The 18,620-nt window shown below is 51.7% G+C and carries 18 protein-coding genes; 5 read left to right on the forward strand and 13 right to left on the reverse strand.

Going from position 1 to position 18,620, the window contains the following annotated elements; all coding sequences use genetic code 11:
• The first annotated feature begins 1 nt into the window (after nt 1).
• Both QJQ48_RS05560 and QJQ48_RS05565 read left to right on the forward strand, forming a co-directional pair.
• The gene (locus QJQ48_RS05560; RefSeq protein WP_346290214.1) at nt 2-757 is read left to right on the forward strand and encodes a hypothetical protein; all 756 of its coding nucleotides are present in this window, start codon (nt 2-4) and stop codon (nt 755-757) included.
• 25 nt (nt 758-782) lie between these two features.
• Entirely contained in the window at nt 783-1,919 is a 1,137-nt protein-coding gene (locus QJQ48_RS05565) for a PP2C family protein-serine/threonine phosphatase (protein WP_346290215.1), read from the forward strand.
• On the opposite strand, the gene QJQ48_RS05570 is transcribed toward QJQ48_RS05565, so the two are convergent.
• The 6 genes from QJQ48_RS05570 to QJQ48_RS05595 form a co-directional block, all read right to left on the reverse strand.
• On the reverse strand, nt 1,906-2,256 hold the full coding sequence (locus QJQ48_RS05570) for an STAS domain-containing protein (protein ID WP_346290372.1): 351 nt from the start codon (nt 2,254-2,256) through the stop codon (nt 1,906-1,908). The genes QJQ48_RS05565 and QJQ48_RS05570 overlap by 14 nt on opposite strands.
• Nucleotides 2,257-2,334: 78 nt before the next feature.
• On the reverse strand, nt 2,335-3,384 hold the full coding sequence (locus tag QJQ48_RS05575; RefSeq protein ID WP_346290216.1) for a glycerate kinase: 1,050 nt from the start codon (nt 3,382-3,384) through the stop codon (nt 2,335-2,337).
• A 14-nt stretch (nt 3,385-3,398) separates the two neighbouring features.
• Nucleotides 3,399-5,117: a DUF3352 domain-containing protein gene (locus QJQ48_RS05580; RefSeq protein ID WP_346290217.1), complete on the reverse strand. Its 1,719-nt coding sequence runs from the start codon at nt 5,115-5,117 to the stop codon at nt 3,399-3,401.
• 172 nt (nt 5,118-5,289) lie between these two features.
• Nucleotides 5,290-5,904 (reverse strand): transcriptional repressor LexA, encoded by a 615-nt coding sequence (gene lexA, locus QJQ48_RS05585; protein WP_346290218.1) that lies wholly within the window; start codon nt 5,902-5,904, stop codon nt 5,290-5,292.
• Between the two features lie 196 nt (nt 5,905-6,100).
• Nucleotides 6,101-7,216 carry an RNA polymerase sigma factor RpoD gene (rpoD, locus tag QJQ48_RS05590; protein ID WP_346290219.1) on the reverse strand — a complete coding sequence of 372 codons (1,116 nt, stop codon included), beginning with the start codon at nt 7,214-7,216 and terminating at the stop codon, nt 6,101-6,103.
• 444 nt (nt 7,217-7,660) lie between these two features.
• Entirely contained in the window at nt 7,661-8,050 is a 390-nt protein-coding gene (locus QJQ48_RS05595; RefSeq protein WP_346290220.1) for a response regulator, read from the reverse strand.
• A gap of 573 nt (nt 8,051-8,623) precedes the next feature.
• Between QJQ48_RS05595 and QJQ48_RS05600 the strand changes: the two genes are divergently transcribed.
• Nucleotides 8,624-9,160, forward strand: a complete 537-nt coding sequence (locus QJQ48_RS05600; protein WP_346290221.1) for a hypothetical protein — start codon at nt 8,624-8,626, stop codon at nt 9,158-9,160.
• Between the two features lie 82 nt (nt 9,161-9,242).
• Here the strand turns inward: QJQ48_RS05600 and QJQ48_RS05605 are convergent, their stop codons facing one another.
• The 4 genes from QJQ48_RS05605 to QJQ48_RS05620 form a co-directional block, all read right to left on the reverse strand.
• Nucleotides 9,243-11,450, reverse strand: coding sequence for a phosphoketolase family protein (locus QJQ48_RS05605; protein ID WP_346290373.1), 2,208 nt, complete (start codon nt 11,448-11,450; stop codon nt 9,243-9,245).
• 152 nt (nt 11,451-11,602) lie between these two features.
• Entirely contained in the window at nt 11,603-12,154 is a 552-nt protein-coding gene (locus QJQ48_RS05610) for a GAF domain-containing protein (RefSeq protein ID WP_346290222.1), read from the reverse strand.
• Nucleotides 12,155-12,156: 2 nt separating this feature from the next.
• A complete protein-coding gene (locus QJQ48_RS05615; RefSeq protein WP_346290223.1) occupies nt 12,157-12,882 on the reverse strand; it encodes a DUF3891 family protein in 726 nt (241 codons plus the stop codon).
• Between the two features lie 10 nt (nt 12,883-12,892).
• Entirely contained in the window at nt 12,893-13,315 is a 423-nt protein-coding gene (locus QJQ48_RS05620; RefSeq protein WP_346290224.1) for a DoxX family protein, read from the reverse strand.
• A 358-nt stretch (nt 13,316-13,673) separates the two neighbouring features.
• Between QJQ48_RS05620 and QJQ48_RS05625 the strand changes: the two genes are divergently transcribed.
• Nucleotides 13,674-14,435, forward strand: a complete 762-nt coding sequence (locus QJQ48_RS05625) for a hypothetical protein (protein WP_346290225.1) — start codon at nt 13,674-13,676, stop codon at nt 14,433-14,435.
• A 63-nt stretch (nt 14,436-14,498) separates the two neighbouring features.
• A complete protein-coding gene (locus QJQ48_RS05630) occupies nt 14,499-15,524 on the forward strand; it encodes a sodium:calcium antiporter (RefSeq protein ID WP_346290226.1) in 1,026 nt (341 codons plus the stop codon).
• Nucleotides 15,525-15,529: 5 nt separating this feature from the next.
• Here the strand turns inward: QJQ48_RS05630 and QJQ48_RS05635 are convergent, their stop codons facing one another.
• The 3 genes from QJQ48_RS05635 to QJQ48_RS05645 all read right to left on the reverse strand — a co-directional run bounded on the left by QJQ48_RS05635 (nt 15,530) and on the right by QJQ48_RS05645 (nt 18,600).
• On the reverse strand, nt 15,530-16,114 hold the full coding sequence (locus QJQ48_RS05635; RefSeq protein WP_346290227.1) for a rhomboid family intramembrane serine protease: 585 nt from the start codon (nt 16,112-16,114) through the stop codon (nt 15,530-15,532).
• A gap of 224 nt (nt 16,115-16,338) precedes the next feature.
• Nucleotides 16,339-17,079, reverse strand: a complete 741-nt coding sequence (locus QJQ48_RS05640) for a PEP-CTERM sorting domain-containing protein (protein ID WP_346290228.1) — start codon at nt 17,077-17,079, stop codon at nt 16,339-16,341.
• A 462-nt stretch (nt 17,080-17,541) separates the two neighbouring features.
• Entirely contained in the window at nt 17,542-18,600 is a 1,059-nt protein-coding gene (locus tag QJQ48_RS05645) for a PstS family phosphate ABC transporter substrate-binding protein (protein WP_346290229.1), read from the reverse strand.
• Nucleotides 18,601-18,620 lie beyond the last annotated feature (20 nt).

Below are 18,620 nucleotides of genomic sequence, written 5' to 3' on the forward strand. Positions count from 1 at the left end.
CATGACCAGCCTAGTGCTTTTAAGTAACCTCATTCTGGTTGGTCTGACCGGATTTTATGCCTGGTTTGTCATGCGCTTGCTGCAGCAGATCCAGCAGGAACAGGCTCAAGATCGCACAGCCCTAACCCAGCAGCTTCAGCTCACAACGCTGCCCTATCTGTATGCCGATTTACGTTCTCAAACGGAGCCGCAGTCGCTGGTTATAGACCTCTTTAATATGGGTAATGTCCCAACCTACGATGTTCTAATCAGCGCGATCGCGGCTTACAACGAGGAAACCTTGGATATTCCGACTTTCATGCGCACCTGCATCCAACCGCGCCATCGTAAATATCCGCTACAGGCCGATAAAGTAGGTTACTATGGCATCCGCACTAGCCTACGGCTTTCTTTGCTACCGGCTCAAAAACAGATTGCTTTACCCTTCCAGGTACAGCTTCGCCCAACCGATGTTTATGTTCTGATTCAGTACCGCGAGCTATTAAGTAATAACTATTATCAGCTTTACTGTTTTTCAGACATCGATGAAGCTGGGCGCTATCGCGCTAATCTTTTAGAACCCGGTAGACCGATTGTGCTGCCGCGCATTCATTTCCATGAGTCACAGGCGGTTGACAAGTCAGAGTCATCTATTGAAGCAGAATCCTATTTTCTACAGGATTTCAGTGAACTTTGGAATCACTCCCTCTCAAGTCGTTTAACGCTAACCATAGATGAGCCTGCTAATGCTCAAAATTCCGTGCCGTATGATCTTTGAAATCGATTACCGAGTTATTTAGCTTATGGCTCATATTCTGGTAATTGACGATGACCCAATGACCCAACGCTTGCTCCAGCGGCTCCTGCAGGGGCAGGGATATGCCGTCACGATTGCGCAGAACGGCCGGGAGGGTCTGACCCTAGCTGAGCGCATTAATCCAGCGCTGATTGTCTGCGATTGGGTCCTGCCAGGAGATATTAATGGCCTGGATATTTGCCAACAGGTGAAGCAAAATCCAGATTTAACCACGACTTTTTTCTTGTTGCTGACGGCTCGTGATAGCTCTGCCGATCGCATTAAAGGATTAGACGCGGGAGCCGATGATTTGCTGACCAAGCCAGTAGACATCAACGAGTTGAAGGCCCGCGTTCGCGCCGGACTCCGCTTTCATCAGCTCACCCGCGATCTGAAGACACAGAAACAGCTGCTAGAAGCAGAACTTGCCGAGGCCGCCGACTACGTGCGATCGCTGCTGCCCACGAACCTAGAAGGTAAAGTTCCCATTGAGGCCCGGTTCATTCCGTCTAGTCAGCTAGGGGGCGACTGTTTTGACTATTACTGGCTAGATCCTGACTATCTGGCGATTTATCTGCTGGATGTTTCTGGGCACGGGTTGGGATCGGCCCTGCTCTCAACATCAGTGCTCAATGTTCTGCGATCGCAGTCGTTGCCCAACGTCAATTTTTATCGGCCTGAGAAAGTTCTGCAAGCTTTGAATGAAACTTTTCAGATGGACGACCAGCACGACAAATATTTCACCATCTGGTATGGCGTTTACAACTGCGCCACCCGACAGCTCTCTTACGCTAGTGCTGGACACCCCCCGGCTGTTTTGGTTTCTCAAACCGACAGTGGCAAAGCCGACATAGACTGTCTCAAAACGCCGGGAATGCCCATCGGTATGCTGCCGGATACTCGTTTTATCTGGCAGCGCACTCAGGTGCCACCCCACAGCAATCTTTACGTATTCAGCGACGGCATTTATGAAGTGCAGGAACCGGGAGAGTCAGCTCCTTTAGATCTCTATTCCTTTATTGCGCTGCTAGGAGAGAAGGGCCTAGGGCAAACCATCGACAGCGTGCTTGACTATGTCAGAACCCTACGAGCCGAAGACACGTTTCCTGACGATCTATCTCTGCTTAAAATCAGTCTTCATTAGCGGTGTCAGTTGCCGCAGCGTTTAAGACTTTTTGCTCAAACTCCTGGCGATCGCTGAAAACCTCAAATACTCGATCCATGCTGGTTAGCTCAAACAGCATACGCACCTGTTCGTTGATCGAACAGACATACATGCGACGTTCATGGGCCTTAGCTTTTTTCATCGCTACTACAAGCGCACCTAAGCCAGAACTGTCCACAAATGAAATATCTTTTAAGTTGATCAAAAGAATGTCATTGCCCTCGTCAAGAGCGTGATCAACTTGCTGACGAAACTCTTCTGCCTTGTTGCTGTCTAAAATGCCGGCAGGTTCTAAGATTTTCACCGATGCGCTCATGATGTTCATGCTAGAAAGAGTCAGACAGGGGTTGCGTGAATAGAGTTTGTGGCCTCGCCATCAGCATAGTACCCGTTTCTAAGGCGAGTAGATCGCTGTAGGGGTGTGATCGGCGCGAATTTCGATAACCAGATCGGCCAGCCCAGTTTCTTCAACCAGCGGTTTGATAAACAACTCAGGATGTAGCGCACACCAAAAATATGTCACAAATTGACTAATTTTTTCAGCCGACATGCCGGTTCTTCCTGTCGCCTTCATATCTTGCTCAGCCTGTTGCCGCCATTGCTGGCAGAGGCGATAGTCTTCTGGATACAGCACAATCAGTCGGTCTAGCAAATCCCACAGCGGTAAATAAGCTCTGAGCGCCTGATTCATGTCCTTAGCAAAAGCTTTATCTGCCTCAGAAATAATCGGGGGCGGCGGCGCTAAAAAACAGTCTGGAGAAACTGGCCGCACGCCGACAAACCAGCCTTCAAACAGCACAATGTCAATATCTGAAACCTGCTTAGGAGCTACGCGATCGCCTTCGCCGCCCTGGGCAGATTTGTCAAAACGAGGAATGTCAACTGACTGACCCGGCTGAGCTTGTCGTAGCTGCTGCAGGGTTTGCAGTCCAAGTTCAATGTCATGGGTTCCGGGTGGCCCGCGCCAAACCAACCGTGAATCTTGCTGGCGTAGCTGCTGGCGTTCGTCATAGGTCTTATAGAGATCGTCAATGGAAAGACAGACCGCTCGATAGCCCAACTGCTGCAAAATCAGGCGCAAGATCTCCGTTAGGGTGGTTTTGCCCGTTCCCTGACCGCCTAAGATCCCCTGCATCAGCGGTCGCCCCAGCGCCTTACGGGTCGCAGCCAATCGCAGCCCCAAGGGCAACCACAGAGACCATAAGAGCGGAATCAAATCAGTCCACTGCTGGTAGGGGAGGGGAAACCGGACGTCGGAACTAATTAGCGCCTGCAAAAGCTGCGCTCGCTGGTTGAGCTGCGTTTCCGCGGTGGCAGCGGTGATCCCCCAAGCCTGGGCGCGACCAGGATCAGCCAGTTCATGCGCTATCAGCTGCTGCATCTGGGATGGCTGCGGTAGCCGCTTAGCCGCCCAATCGGCCACGATCATCTCAATTTCTGTCACGCTACTAGCTCCGGTTATTGAGCCTCTACTAGACGGATGAATATACCACCCCGCTTGAAGTTGGCGTCGCTATCGTAGCTACTAATCGTCACAGATTTTAAGTATTTGAGAAAGGGGTCTAGAGCGGTAGATAGCCAGCGCAGCTGTGGGCTGCGCTGAATGATGGCGTCACCGACCTGAGGCCAGTCAAAGTACAGATAGCCGTTGTTGTCAGCATCTAGAGCCGCGATCGCCTGGCGAAAATCAGCAGACTTGAGAATAGAGCGATTCCCTGCCGCCAAAGCCTGCCCCAAACTTTCAGCCGAAGTAGACAAAATAACCTGATCGTTGGCTACAGCCTTAAGTCCAATCACGTCGGCTTTTAGCGCTAAAGCGTCGGGATCGGCTGTTTGCGTCCCGGCTGACAGCCGCGCCCAGGCCGTAACAGGTTGCTCATCAACGGCTAGAGTGCCAACGCTGAGTCCTTGCTGCCGGGCCTGCTCGTCAAGCGTCGCCAGATAGTCAGCCGTTTTAGCATCATTCTGAATCGTAAATAGCCAATCTGAGCGCGGCTGTTCTGCTCTCGGCAGCCAGGCTAGGGCATAGTCTCCTTCGCCGAAGTGGGCTAACACACTGGGTAAATCAATATTCCACTGGTTGCGAAGCTGGTCAAGCAGAGGTTCAACGAGCTGCTGAATGACCGGATAGCCCCTAAAGCCGCTATTAATTTCCTCAACGAGAGGACTCAGGCGATTTCCTGCCGCTACGAAAGGCGCGATCGCTGGCACAGACTGCAGCCCAACCGGGGGCTGAGAAAGCTGGGGCCGCATGGGCTCAAAAGCTTCCCCCGCTGCTGCCGTCAGCAACGTATCGGCTAGAACTCCCTGCCCGGTTAGCTGCAAGTTGACCAGCAGGTTGTCAATCTTTTGCTCGGAGCGATCGACGGCCGCTGCTTCAGGTAACCCCACGAGCCAGCTAGAGAGCTGAGAAAAGTCGCAGTAAATCAGGCCTAGACGACGTTCTGGAAGATTTCGTAACGCCTGACGGTAGTGGGGTGTCTGCTGCAGGTTGAGATTGCTAGCCTGAGCCGCATTAACCGCCTGCCGCAAGACTGTAGGAGAATTGGCCAGCAAAACAAAGCGATCGCCCACAACTGCACTGGCTAGGGGATAGGAACCGGGTAATGATGCCCGCGAATCACGCGGCTGTTCGGCGGTAGCCGCATAAATTAGCTTGACGCCAGCGTACTGCTCAAAAGTTAGGTTTTCGCCCGCGATCGCCCGCTTTTGCCAAAACAACTGCATGAACTGCCGGGCCTGCTCGCCGTCTCGACTGGCTAGCGCCATCAAATAGCCAGGCTGGGCTCCATTTTGCGGATCGCGATCGAGGTCTGGGCTAGTGACAGCAAAGGTAACCTCGTTACCGAGCCAGGGCCGGATATCGCGTTCATAATCTAACCGGGTCTGAGCTAGCAAACCTGCCTGCAGGCGCTGGATATCCTGAGCGGCTTGTCGGCGCTGGCTGGGGGCTGCAAAGACCTGACGCAGTTCCAACAGGCGATCGGGAGAGACCGTTAAAGAAACAACAACAGGCGATCGCTTATCTACAAACAGCGTGGCCTCTGGGACAGCCTCTACGCCTGGTAAAACTGTCAGCGGCGTTCGCGCCATCAGACTCAACCAGCCACCTAGACCTAAAACAAAAAGCACGATGGTTACGGCAACCAGCGCTGAAATGAAGGAACGAAACTTCATCGAATATAGTATTGCTGCTCAAACTGGCTGAACCTAGCCGCCCGAAGCGGCCAAGCCTGCCAGTTCATAGTGTATTACTGCGGTGGCTGTTTCAGGTCAGAGGGCTGCTGATTTGTCCGTAAAACTTTAGGATAGCCGGGTAGATCCAGCTATCCCGACAAGTCTCTTCAGCCTAGCCCACAAGAGAGGTATCGTAACCTCGCCAAACGGCAACCAGACGCCCCTGAACGTAGACATCATCGGCAGATAGATGCATAGGTTCGTAGCGCGAATTGGCAGGTCTCAGCGTTACCGTGTGAGCCTCTCGGTGAAAATACTTGAGGGTTGTCGTGCTTTCAACTCTCGCCGCTACAATAGTGCCGTCTTTAATAGCAGTCGGATCTTCCACGGGGCGCATGATGACAATATCGCCCTCATCGATTAAGGCATCAATCATGCTGTCTCCCCGGACTCGGAGGGCAAAATCCTGTGGTTTCAGCGGCAGCATCGCTAAATCTAGACGTTCTACCGTATCTGTAAAGGTTTCTACCAAAGAACCGGCGGCAATAGCTCCTAAAATGGGAACGCCTTTAGCCTCGTCTACAATTCTGATGGTGCGGGCTTTTCCTTCAGTCCAGTCGATGTAGCCTTTGGTTTTGAGATGGTCGAGGCGGCTTTGAATGGGAGCAGGCGATCGCAGTCCCATCGCTTTCATCATCTGGCGAATTGAAGGGGAATGCTGATTGCGGCGAATGTAGTCTACTAGCCACTCGTAGAGTTCTTGTTGAGCTTCAGTTAGGGCTTCCATATAACTCACCGCCTAAAGTGTAGGGACATTAATAAGAACAAGCGTACCAACAAAATTGATGGATGTCCATGACAAAGCATTAAATTTTCACAGACTTAGCTGGAACCTTTCCCCGGTTTACTCCATCTCTTTTAAAGAATCAGGGCGCAATCTGCTCGATCGCGCCCTGACAAACTCTCAATTTTGGGTCAAACCTCTAGCGGATATACTCCTTCAAAACGCTGTTGCGGTTAGGGTGGCGCAGCTTCCGTAGCGCTTTGGCCTCTATTTGGCGGATGCGCTCGCGGGTGACATTGAAAATTTGACCAATTTCTTCTAAAGTCTTCATGCGGCCATCATCTAGGCCATAGCGTAGCCGCAAAACGTCGCGCTCACGCGGGCTGAGAGTGCCTAGCACGCCCTCTAAATCTTCTCGCAGCAGGCTCTTGGAAACCTGGTCTTCCGGGGTTTCACCATCTGACTCAATAAAGTCGCCTAGACGAGAATCTTCTTCTTTGCCAATGGGCGTTTCTAAAGAGATCGGTAGCTGGGCTGATTTAGCAATAAAGCGCAGCTTCTCGATCGTCATCTCCATCCGCGTCGCAATCTCTTCCTCAGTAGGCTTACGGCCTAACTCTTGAGACAGCAGCTTGGTGGTTTTCTTGATTCGAGAAATCGTTTCGTATAGGTGAACCGGCAGGCGGATGGTGCGAGACTGGTCGGCGATCGCCCGGGTAATGGCCTGACGAATCCACCAGGTAGCATAGGTTGAGAATTTGTAGCCTTTCTCGTGATCGAACTTTTCAGCCGCCCGGATTAGGCCCAGGCTGCCTTCCTGAATCAAATCTTGGAAAGACAGTCCTCGGTTCATGTACTTTTTAGCGATCGAAACCACTAGCCGCAGGTTAGACTGCACCATCTTGTCTTTGGCCCGGCGACCAATATGCAACCGCCGCCGGAAAGCAGGTAGAGGCATCTCAACGGCCTGCGCCCATTCTGAATCGTTGGGTTCACGCTCCAGGGCATCCATCAGTTCGTCTCGAATCCGCTCTAAAGCCAGCAGATCGGCAATTTTACGAGCGAGTTCAATTTCCTCTTCAGCTCGCAGCAGACGGATTCGGCCAATTTCTTGTAAGTACAGGCGAATCGAATCTTCGGTGTAGTGCTTTTTCTTCGCCTGACTGCGACGGCGCGTTGTTTTAGCTTTAGTCGCTTTTGCAGTTGGCTCTGATTCGGCTTGAGGATCAAAACCCTCGTCCCCATCGTTATCAAGCAAGAGTTCAAGTTCGTTCCCAGGCTTGATGGTTCCGAGTACGTTGTTCGCTTGGGTCATGCCGCGTTCCTCATGCTCCTTATCGTTCAAAAGTGCAAAATCAATGCAAAGTCAAGGTGTTGATGCTCACTAACCTAGGCTTCGTCGGCTGACGGCGTCAGGTAGACAAAGAGATTCAGCATCTCTCCGAAGGTAGAAGATCTTCGCTCCAGAGAACTTATATGTCTAACTCAGCTTAGCAAACCCTTCAGAGAACGTCCCACAAATCGCAGCTTGAAAGCGCTGCAGCGGACAAAAAGCCCTGAAAAGAACCAAGATTTTTTTAGTGTAGCGGTTATGACAAAAAATGCATCAGGCTCTTTGGCAATGATGCTTAGCTAAATTGGCGTTTAAGCAGATCGAAGTCAAGGAAGCATAACCTAGGGCAAATATTGGCGCTATGCTACAAACCCAACTCAGCTTAGAGAAATTCTTGCGATGGAGTATCCGCAAAGCTTTTGGAGCTTACCTGCAAGCCTGTTTAGCCCAGGCTGACTGAACTAGCGAGGCTAAAACATCGCCACTTAGGGGCTTGACTAGGAATCCGTCTAAACCAGGATTGTCTTCTCGGTGCAGCCAGCTTGGATCGCTAGAGTCAGTCAAGGCCACAATAGTGACGTCAAAGTGATTGTTGGCTTTTTGGCGTAGCTCATCAATAAGCGCCTGCGACCAAGTCTGCTGATCGCCGCCCAAAATGATCAGGTAGGGCACAGACTGATTAACCTGAGCCAGCGCTTGATCCGCCGTATCTGCTACACAGACTGAACAACTCAGGTCTTCTAACGTCGTCTGAACTAGCTGTAAGTCTGTACAGGGCTGCTCTAAAAGAAGAATATATCCTTGGGTGAACTTCATTTTGGATTTAGATCGTTAAGCACAGCAAGAAGTTGAAGCATCAGGTCGATTCGGATCGGTTAAAAGTCTTTAGCAATTATTTGTTTTCAGAAATTAGCTCAAATGTTTGAAATTAGTGGACATTGGTCTTCTTTAGCTATCGTAAAACTGTAAAACCTTAAGAGCTGTATAACAGCCATGTTTCCCTTAAATTAACAGTGTCTGACGAACAGGCTGAGAATTTAATATTTTCCTCTTCTTTGCCGAAGTTTGAAACGTTATTTTTCGGCCTGAAGTAAAGACAATTAAAATCTCTTAAATCTTTGTTTAACTAAGAGCAACAAGCTAATCTCCGTTTGACGAGATTGAGACTACAGCGACGGCACGCCTTAAAAATTAAGGAATATCTTTCTTGAGGGAGATTTTTACAGATGCCTAAAGATAAGCAGCTAGATTGCCGCAAAAATCAGTAGCAGTTGCCGTGAAGATTTTAATAGCTCGACTGTGCCAAAGTCTTTTTTAAACTTGAAGATTTATAATGCTGGCTGCTCAAATAAGTCATACCATTACTATTCTTAGTTCCATTAAGATCAAATGATTAAAAAACATCGATTTCTTTTATGTTTTGCCGGATTAGCGCTGTCATCAGTCCTGATAGGCTGCGATCGCGTAGCTGAAGATTTTCAGGTAACAACAGATCGCTACGAAGCTAGAGCTATCACAACCTACACCTGGCAGGTGAGCTATCAAGGGCAGGCTGATATTCCCAAAGCTCTGAGACAGGAAATCTTTGAATCCACCTCATTAGTCAATCGCAACGGCATCGAGCCTGAAGCGGCTGTTTCAGGCCCAGATGATAAAGGGCTGTGGTGGCCCGAATTGCCGCCCCGACCTACCGTGGATGTCTTAGAAGCAAGCGAGCGGCAGGGGGAACAGCGATCGGCTCCGGAACTGCTGAAAAAGGCCAGCTATGAAATTGATTTTCAGGTGGATGACACCCCGCAAACCCTACCGACGAGCTATCCCGTTTACAGACAGGCCGTCAAAGCGGCAGCCGCCGAGCAGCCTTTGGTGCTGACCCTAGGCCCCGGCCAAGCCTCAGTTATCAAAGCTGAGCCAATCAGCGAGTAATCACCGGACGCCGACGCCAAAAAGGACGCTCCCAGGAACGCCCTTTCAGCTCAAAGAACTCAGCTCTCTGCCGTTAAGACCGCTACGCCAGCAGTTCTTGCGCCCTCTGGGCGAATTGCTCTGCTGTTAGGCTGTTTAGAGCCATCACAGCCGCCGCGCTGGCCGCCGTCTCACCCCGCTTCCAGGCAAAGACATCTCTAGGCGCAGTGCTACGCAGCATCACGGGTTCTAACATGGCGCTAGAACCCCCTGTGACGCCAATCAAGGCATCCCCGCCAAAGAGCTGCTCAAATCCGGTATTGTCTAAAAACTGGCCGTCTGCTTCGGCGCAGGTGTCCCAAGCGGTATCGCTGGGGCGATAGAGCCGTCGCGGACTGATAATGGCCACAATTCGAGAGCCAATTCCCTGCTGGGCTAGGGCTGCCGCCGCCGCATAAACCGGCAGCAGCGTCATATCGCCAATCACCGCAAAGACGACTGTTTTACTACCTGCCAAAGTTTGCAGCGCGATCGCTCCCTGCTCTAGAGCCTGACGGGTTTGATCAAACGTAGTGCGAACTGGCAGCGGTGACTTGCTAGCGGTAATTGTCACACCTTTATTGCGCGTGGCGATCGCCCATTCATAGCAAACCTGAATGCTATTGGCATCCACTGGAAACAGCGGAAACACGTTGCCGTTGCGCATCATGGCCGCAAAATAGTTCTCAATTTCCGGGCGCTGATGGGTCCAGCCATTACGGCCCTGCTCTAGGGCGCCAGCCGTAAACAGAGTCACGGTTGAAGGGGTGGGGCGGCGTAGCTCAGCCATTGCCTGAGTCACCGTCTGCCAAATCGGCAAGCCATTGATGGCAAAAGACTCGTAAGAACACCACAGGGTACGGGCACCAAACAGGGCCAAACCGGCTGCTAGACCAGAACAGGCGTCTTCACTGAGCGGTTCATAAACCTGCCCCTGAGGCCCCTGATAGTAGGTGTCGTCGGTTGTGGGGTGAACGATTTTAAGCGCCTGGTTGATGTTATTGATACCCGAAGCCGCGTTGCCGTCAGCGTTGGTGACAACAAAGTTAGGATCCTGCTGGCCGACATAAGCGGCCAGAGCGCCCATTGCCGTTGTTGCGACCTGTTTGTCCCCATCTACCGCAAACGCTTGCAGGGGCAAATTGCCGAGATTGGGCAGCGGCAATTCCTTTTCGGTAACGGCTGTTTGGGCCGCAGGGCCGCCACCAGCGCGGGCAAAGTTCGTCCGCACTAAATGCCAGGCTTCGGCAGGCAGCGCCCGCTCCTGTAGGGCCGCGGCAATATAGTCTTTTTCTAAAGTATCGCCAGCATAGAGGTTGTGAGCCTGAGCGCCTCGCTTGTGTACCCCTGCCCCTTTGAGTTGTTTAATGATCAGGACGGTGAGCGTACCGCTGAGGGCAGACTGGGCTGCGCGATCGACGGCAGTGAGTACGGCCTGGGTGAAGGCCAAGCGCTGCTGGAAAGAAAAAGCGGTGCTGTCAACATAAGCCCCTACCTGATTGGCGTCGTCATAGTCCTTGGCGTTGACTAGAATCACTTCTTGGAAGCCGTGGCTGCGCCAGTAAGCCAGCATGTGCTCATTACTTTGGGTAGAAACCATGCTGTGGTGTTCTTGGGAAAACCCGTTCCAAACTAGCACCGGCAAAAAGTTGGTCACGCCCGGATAGGCCGTATTAAAGTGACCGAAGCTGCTCATGACGTATGGCTCACCTATGCCACCATCGCCAATCGTGACGGGGAAGAGAACTTCTGGGTGCAGCTTAGCCCCGGCCATAGCAAAGTGTTGCCCTTGACCTAAAGGGCCTGCCGGGCTGAGTAGACCTGGAATTTGCCCGGAGAGATGCCCTAGCAGTCCGTGAGTTTCCCGAAACCGCTCACCTAGCTGCTGTACCGTTTCAATCCCCATAGCCTCTAAAGAGCGATCGAGAAAGACGGTGCTATAGAAGCCGGGAGCGTGATGCCCCACTTCGGTAATGATATTTTTGTAGCCCAGCATGACCAGGGCGGCGATACCCTCAGCGACGCTAGCAAACCCCCCTGGATGTCCAGACGCTTTGGTGGCCGTAGTTTGCAGCGTCAAGTAGCGCAGAGCGTCAGCCGCGAGCAGGGTTTGATAGACAGCGGCGGCATCTGTAGCCTGGGCAATGGCGGTTTGGCCCTCAGCGATCGCAGGCGCTTTGCCATAGGTTTCAAAGTCAGGCCAAGCGTCTCCGAAGTACCGAATTCCCTGGCAAAAGGCTGGCATGGTAGGGGGGGTGCTGGCGGCTGTCATACTTGCGGTGTCCAACTTCATCAAGAGTGCAATCTTCAACGGTAAGTAAGCGCTGGCGGCACTTACTTAATAATTGCTTAACACTCATACTACAGGGGAATGCCAGAGAGCCGACAGCGCCAACATAGAAAATTGTCCGCCAATGCCATTGGCTAGCGGGATTGAGTTGAGGGACAGTAGGTTTGCACGTATTTAACTGCCAAGGGCGTAATTTTTTGCACCGTACGCACGATCACGGCCTTATCAAGCTCCTGCCAGGGGCGCGGTCGCTCAAAGTTGCAGGGCTGTAGGATGCCCCAAAGCTGATTGTCGGCAGTGAGGTGGGCGTGAACTAAGGCACGGTGACCGAAATGCTGCCGCTCAAACTCTAGATTCAAAACTGAGGGATCAGCGGTTTCAACATCTGCAACAAAGATAGAGGTATCGCCTTGCAAAGCCGCCGCAAACAGCGGATCTTGCTGTTCTAGCTGAGCTGGATCTTCGGCTTTCCATTCATTATCAGTGACATCGGGAATGTCTGCGCTGCGCCGCCAGCAAAAAGGAACTTGTCCTAAACGGCTTACCGGATGGCGTAGGTAAAGAAAGCAGCGATCGCAGGCCAGCAAATTTCCTAAAACTGGCAGCAACTCAGGAAACAGCTCTTTTGGCTCCTGCTGGGAGTCGAGCAAAGATTCGAGCTGAGGCGGATAGGCGGGATTTTCCATGACTATTTTTCAAACTGCCAAACAATTAGTTGCACCGCAGCCGTCTGTAGCTGCTCAATAAATTCTTGATTATCTTCAAAGGCCATCTGATTGACATAAGTGGCATCGACATGAACCGAAAACTTTTTGGGCTTGAACGGCCAGGGTTCGACCGTAATCGTATCATCGGCTCGCTGCCGGACGGTGTAGCCTTTTTCATCGGGACCGGGGGTAATTTCTAGCGATCGCTGGGCGTCTGGCAAATTTCGCTGACAGAGGATCAACGAGAGGCGATCGCACCAGCGCATGAGGGCGTAAGCTCGATCTGCCTGTACGGGTTTTACCTCCATATCTTTTAGCCACTGCTGCTGCTGCTGCTCTAGCTCATCTAAAAAGCGATCGAGATCTTTGGACTCTTGCCGTCTGCCCTGATTGAGATAGCTCACATGCATAGCAGTCAGTAAAGCGACCCAGCGGCTGCGATAGCGAGCATTATTGATGTGCTGCCGCAGTTCTTCCACGCAAAGTTGACCATCGAGTGTGAAATCTAGCGGCGCTCCGGCCTCACTGAGGTGGTCGCCTTCCCACTCTCGCTCTAAGTCGTCGTGATGTGAGATAGCAGAGACGATTTCGACAGTATGAGAAATATCGGCTGACGAATTCCAGTAGCCTGCCAGCTGGGCTGCCAGCAGTGCATGGGCGCGGTGATAGATAATCTCCCACCCCGTATTTACCAAGTTAATTATCATTGTTCAAAATCTAGAATTTAGGCACAATCGACGCCTGAATGTTGGAATCGCTGGGACGGGTATACCAGTAAGCCCAAGCAATCAGCACAAACTGAAACGGGAGGCGAATTGCATGAAACCAATTGCCGTCAGGCACACCGTCTAAGTGAATATGGTTAACTGCCATGTTGATATTGGCTGGGTAAACCGCAATAAACAGGGCAATCAGTCCCCACGCTGCCAGTTGGCTTAGACTAGGCACTAGCAGCCCTATGGCTAAGGCAATCTCAATGACACCGCTGAGGTAAACCAGCGCTAGGGGATAGGGCAAAAGATCAGGAACAATTTTGACAAACGGCTCAGAAGCTAAAAAATGGAGCGTTCCGGCCACCAGCATACAGACGGCTAGCACTACCCGTAGAATTTCACGATTGCGCTTGAGAGAAAGGGTCATTGAGTAAAAACTGAGCTATGGATAGTGGGAAGTAGTCAGGAAAAGCGATCGCCCCGGATAGGTCGAATCAGTCTCCAGCATAGAGGCTGAGCCGCCTATGGAGCTTCTTTCCACAGACTAGGATCCCTGGCGAGGTTAGCTAGCTTGAAATCAATATTTTGATAGAGGTCAAAAACGGCCTAAACTCTCTAGGCTCAGTCAGGACAACCGGAGTCTTGCAATCTTTGCCTCAAGGCGTCTCAGTGTGAATTCGGTCTTAGGTTTCAAAGTCTTATTTCAGAGTCTTTAAGATCTGCAAGCCTAGTCTATTGCCTAAGTCTAATCGACTTATGATTTCAATTATTTAGCGTTGACCCCTATGAAATTAGCTTCATTTGCCCTTTTAGTATTGATTCCAGCTCTAGCTCTGCTACCGGCCTGCGCTGGTAACGACGGGGAAGAGACGGCTGCCGACGGCAATGTCACCCTAGAAGAAGTGGCTGAAACCGATCCGGCGCTGGTGGGCGAAACCGTCGTTATTAAGGGCGAGTTTGTCGAAAAAAAAAGTGACGTTCTGTTTTCAATTCAGGATGAAAGCTTTTTAGCAGGCGAAGCGGTTTTGATCCTCAACGCGGCGGATTCTGGCTTCACCGTTCCAGAAGATGAAGAGAGTGCAATTTGGGTAACGGGCGAAGTCCGGCAGTTTTCTGAGGCCGAACTGGTTGACTACGATATTGAAATAGATCCAGTCCTCTATGCTGAGAATGAAGGCCGCCCCGTTGTTGTGGCTAAAACGGTGGTGCTAGCCCCCAGTCCAGAAGATGTGGCTGACAATCCAGATGTATTCTATGGTCAGCCCATTATTGTCTATGGAGAAGTAGAGTCTGTCATCAGCGCTGGCGTATTTACGATTGAAGCCGCAGAGCTGTTTGATACCAGCCGCTTGCTGGTTGTCGGTGAGTATCCTGACCCGGTACAGGCAGGCGATCGCATCGCTATCCGGGGCCAGCTCCAGCCTTTTGTAACCGCGACTTTTGAACAAGAATACGATTTGACCTTTGATCAGGCGGTTCAGGCCGAGCTAGAGGCTGAATTTACCGATAAGCCAGTTCTGCTGGCTGAAGATATCGCTGAGGAGTAGTAGGCCAGGGCGTTCTAATGGATAACTCCCTCGACCTGGGCGATCGCGCAGTGACTTGGCAATATGACATCTGGAATTTTAATTAACCTAGGCATTTTCCTAGTCGCTGCCGTCGTGATTGGAATCGTTGGCACTCGGCTGACCCGGCTGGCCGATCGCTTAGCGGATAAGACCGGGCTAGGTGAAGCCATCGTAGGCGCTGTTCTGCTGGGCGGCAGTACTTCTCTGCCGGGGATTGTAGCCTCTGTCAGCGCGGCTTGGGGCGGCCACGCAGAGCTGGCCGTCAGCAACGCCCTGGGCGGAATTGCGGCTCAGACCGCTTTTCTGGCGATCGCCGATGCGGTTTATCGCCGCGCCAATTTAGAACACGCCGCCGCCTCAGTGCCCAATCTAATGCAGTCCGCTTTGCTGGTCGTTATGCTGGCCCAGCCTATTTTGGCCTCTAGCGCTCCGGCCTTCACGCTGCTGCAAATACATCCCATTTCTATTTTGATGCTGGCAACCTACAGCTATGGCCTACGGCTCATTGCCCAAGCAAAAGAAAAGCCCATGTGGGGACCACGCCGCACCAACGAAACACAGATGGATGATGACGAAGAAGAGCTAAGTGGCAGCAGCAGCTTGACATCCCTATGGACGCGATTTGCTCTCTATGCGCTCATCCTAGGGGTAGCGGGTTATGGTGTGGCCCAGTCCGGCATCAACCTGGCCACCCTTACAGGCATTTCTGAGTCTGCTGTCGGTGCGCTGTTCACGGCGATTTCTACTTCCCTGCCAGAGCTGGTCACGGCGATCGCAGCGGTACGGCAAGGCGCACTCACCTTAGCGATGGGAGACATTATCGGCGGCAACTCATTTGATGTCCTGTTTTTGGCTTTCTCAGACATGGCTTACCGGCAAGGATCGGTGTACCACGCCATTACCCAGCGCGAAACCTTTTTAATCGCCCTCACAATTTTAATGACAACAATTCTGCTGCTAGGACTCCTACGGCGCGAAAAATACGGTATTGCCAACATCGGCTTAGAAAGCTTTTTAATTATTGTGCTCTACCTAGGTGGAGCGCTGTTCTTAGTGACTGTCCGCTGAGTCGCTCATCTTTTAGTGCGGCTGAGCAGGCGGGCTGCCAAAACGCCGCCGACAAAGCCGAACAAGTGGCCTTCCCAGGAAATACCGGGCTGATTAGGTAGAACGCCCCATACCAGGCTGCCGTACAGCATAAACGACAGTAACGATAGGGCAATACTGACAACGCTGCGCTCAAAATAACCGCGCAACAGCAAAAATCCCAAATAGCCAAAGATGAGGCCACTCGCGCCAATATGCACCGAGTTGGGAGCGCCCGTCAGCCAAGTGCCTAAGCCGCCAACTAAACCCGCGATCGCCGTTACCCAGATAAAGTCACTGGTTTCGCGCAGCATGACAAACCAGCCCAGCGTTATCAGCGGAATTGTGTTGGCAATCAAATGTTCAAAGTTGCCGTGCAGCAGAGGCGCAAATAAAATTCCGCGTAGCCCAATCAGGCTGCGCGGCCAGATGCCATAGGTCGTATCTAGATAGCCGCGCAGAAAAAAGGTGTCTAGTAGTTCCACTGCCCACATCAAGGCAACAAAACCGCCCAGGATAAAGGCTTGAGAGCGAATCTCTTGAGCAATAGTACGGGAACGATTCTGGCTCATGAGGCAATAGGTGAGTGCTTTTTCTCTATCTATAGCTTGTCAAATAGGCAATGGCGACGCTGCAAGCTTAATTTTTTCGGAAAGATTGAAATCAGCAGAGAAAAAAGGATTCAAGTTTGACTAACCTGAATCCTTAAAACCCTTTGAGGGCCATATTCACTTCTGGGGGCAATCTAAAATAAAAAGTCGTTCAACGGTGGGGGGACTCCACCCTTATCTAGCCGTTAGCGAACGCGACGACGTAGCAAAGTACCGGCACCAGCCACTAAGCCTAATCCAATAAAGGCGGTTGGCTCAGGAATGTCCTCCGCAGTAGCCACTGCGCTGAGGGCAAAATCGGAATCGCGGTGATCGCTGAACCTAGGGCTGTCCACAGCGGTCAGCTCGAAGAAAGAAATCTTGGTGTCACCAAACGGATTCAGAATCTTCCAGGCTGCACCGCCATCAAAGGTCGGTGGAGACAGATTGACAACAGATCCTGTCGATAGGCTCCAGATAGCATCAAAGCTGTCTTCATCGCCAGTGACTGAGAGGGTACCCACAGTGCCATTGCTAGCGGTTACCTGAGCGACCTCATTAAGACCATCAAAACGACCGCCGTTTGCCTTGCTCAAGTACAGAAAGCTGAGATCGATATACTCAACTACGCTCTCAGCAAAGCTGACCTTGAGGATATCGCCCGGATCGATTTCGCCCTGAGAAGGATCGCTGGCGCTCTTACCGCTGACGCCGTCCTCAGAAATGCCGATGCCGGTAACGCCAGCAACAGTTTTCTCAGTCATCAAGAAGCCGTCTGGCTGGACAACATCCAAGGTAAAACCGTTAACCGTACAGGTGGCAGCGCTAGGACAGCCTGCTCCTACAGCATCACTCGCCGTAAAGCTGGCTGCCTGTGCGGGCAGCGTAACCGCTCCGGCTAGCACAGCCGCCGCAGAGGCCATTAAATAACTTCGATTCAAACTCATGATTGCTCCCTTAAAAGTGTCATCTAGATAGAAATCTAGCAAAATTACCCAGAATTATGTTGTAGACGCCCTGCAGGCGTTTTCATTTAAACTATCCGAGAAAATCGAGATCTGCTAAGCAATATGGTTGAACTTCACACAACCTTAATTTTACTCGCTTCATTGGCTGGGATCAGGATAATAAACCACTTTTTTTCTCGGTGAAAACACCCAATTAGCAACCCCTCTAAACCGGCAGTCTAGAAGTCACAACTGCAATCTTACTCAACCTAGCAGCCAATTGCTATAAGACCTGTCTTTAGATAGAGCAGGAAAGTTCCTGTCCCTCAGGAGGGCGCGATCCCTGATGATTAGATCAAACTCTACGAGGATACTACACGTGGGCTGAAGGTCAATTCCGCAAAAATCAGCCCTCCCTCTAACCGGGGGGTAACCCTCTCGGTTATCTGTATACCAGCCTATTTAGCGAATGGGGACAAATCCGGCCTGATTGAGCAGCGTTTGCCCCTGATTGCTCAACAGCAGTTTGGCATAGGCTTCACCGGCTAGCTGGTCGTTCTGGCCATTCTGCTTGACGATGACAAACAAGCGCCGGGTGAGTGGATATTGCCCGTTACGGAAAGCCTCAACGTTGGACTGATTGCGCTGACTGGGGCAGCTTTCTGGTGGTACGTAAGGCTCTCTGTAAGGGGTTATCAGCTCGTTTGATCTCTGACCTACGGGTAGAGGTCGAACCGTACACTGACCGACGACTTCTGGCGCAGACGCATAGTAGATAGAGCCGGGATTATTAGAAATCTCTCGCAGCGCCGCTGTCGTGTTATCGACAAACTGCACGCTAGGACTAAACTCTGAACCGCCTAAAACAGCGTCTATAAAGAACTCCACCGTTCCGCCATCAGGAGTTCGTGAATAGGGCTGAATCGGCAGATTGGGGCCACCAACCTGCTGCCAGTTGGTGATCTCTCCGGTGTAGATACCTCTGATTTGATCTAAGGTCAGACCAGGTAGCTGAAGCTCAGGATGCACCGCGATCGCCAGCCCTTCTAGCGCTACCGGAATTTCCTGTAGGCCAAAGCCGCGCTGCTGAGCCTGATCGTATTCTTCTCCCTTGAGTGAACGGGAAGACTGGGCGAAGGAAAGCTGATTGTTGATCAGCATCTCGATACCGACCCCTGAACTGGGGGGCCGCCCCGTCGGATTGACATAGCGCAGCTCAAAATTAGGCCAAACGGTTTGAATTTGAGAATCCACGCTGCTGCGCATAGGGGCCCAGGTAGTGCTTCCGCCATAGTTAAATAAGCCTTGGGGAACGTTACTGACCTCTGCAAAGCTAGCCACAGATGCTGGCAAAGTTTCGTCTGAAGAGGTTCCAGGCTGTCCCGTCTGCGGAGACTGTCCCGTTAGTCCGCCCAGGCTTAAAGTCCCGCTGCGGTTTAACCACCACAGACCACCACCGACTAGAGCAACTGTGACCAGGAGGGCCGCAATGAGGGCTGGCGTTTCATTCTTAGTCGCCATAAATTTTACGAGTAGAAAAG

This window comes from Sphaerothrix gracilis Ecp01 (genome assembly GCF_030405905.1).
GTDB lineage: Bacteria > Cyanobacteriota > Cyanobacteriia > Phormidesmidales > Phormidesmidaceae > Sphaerothrix > Sphaerothrix gracilis.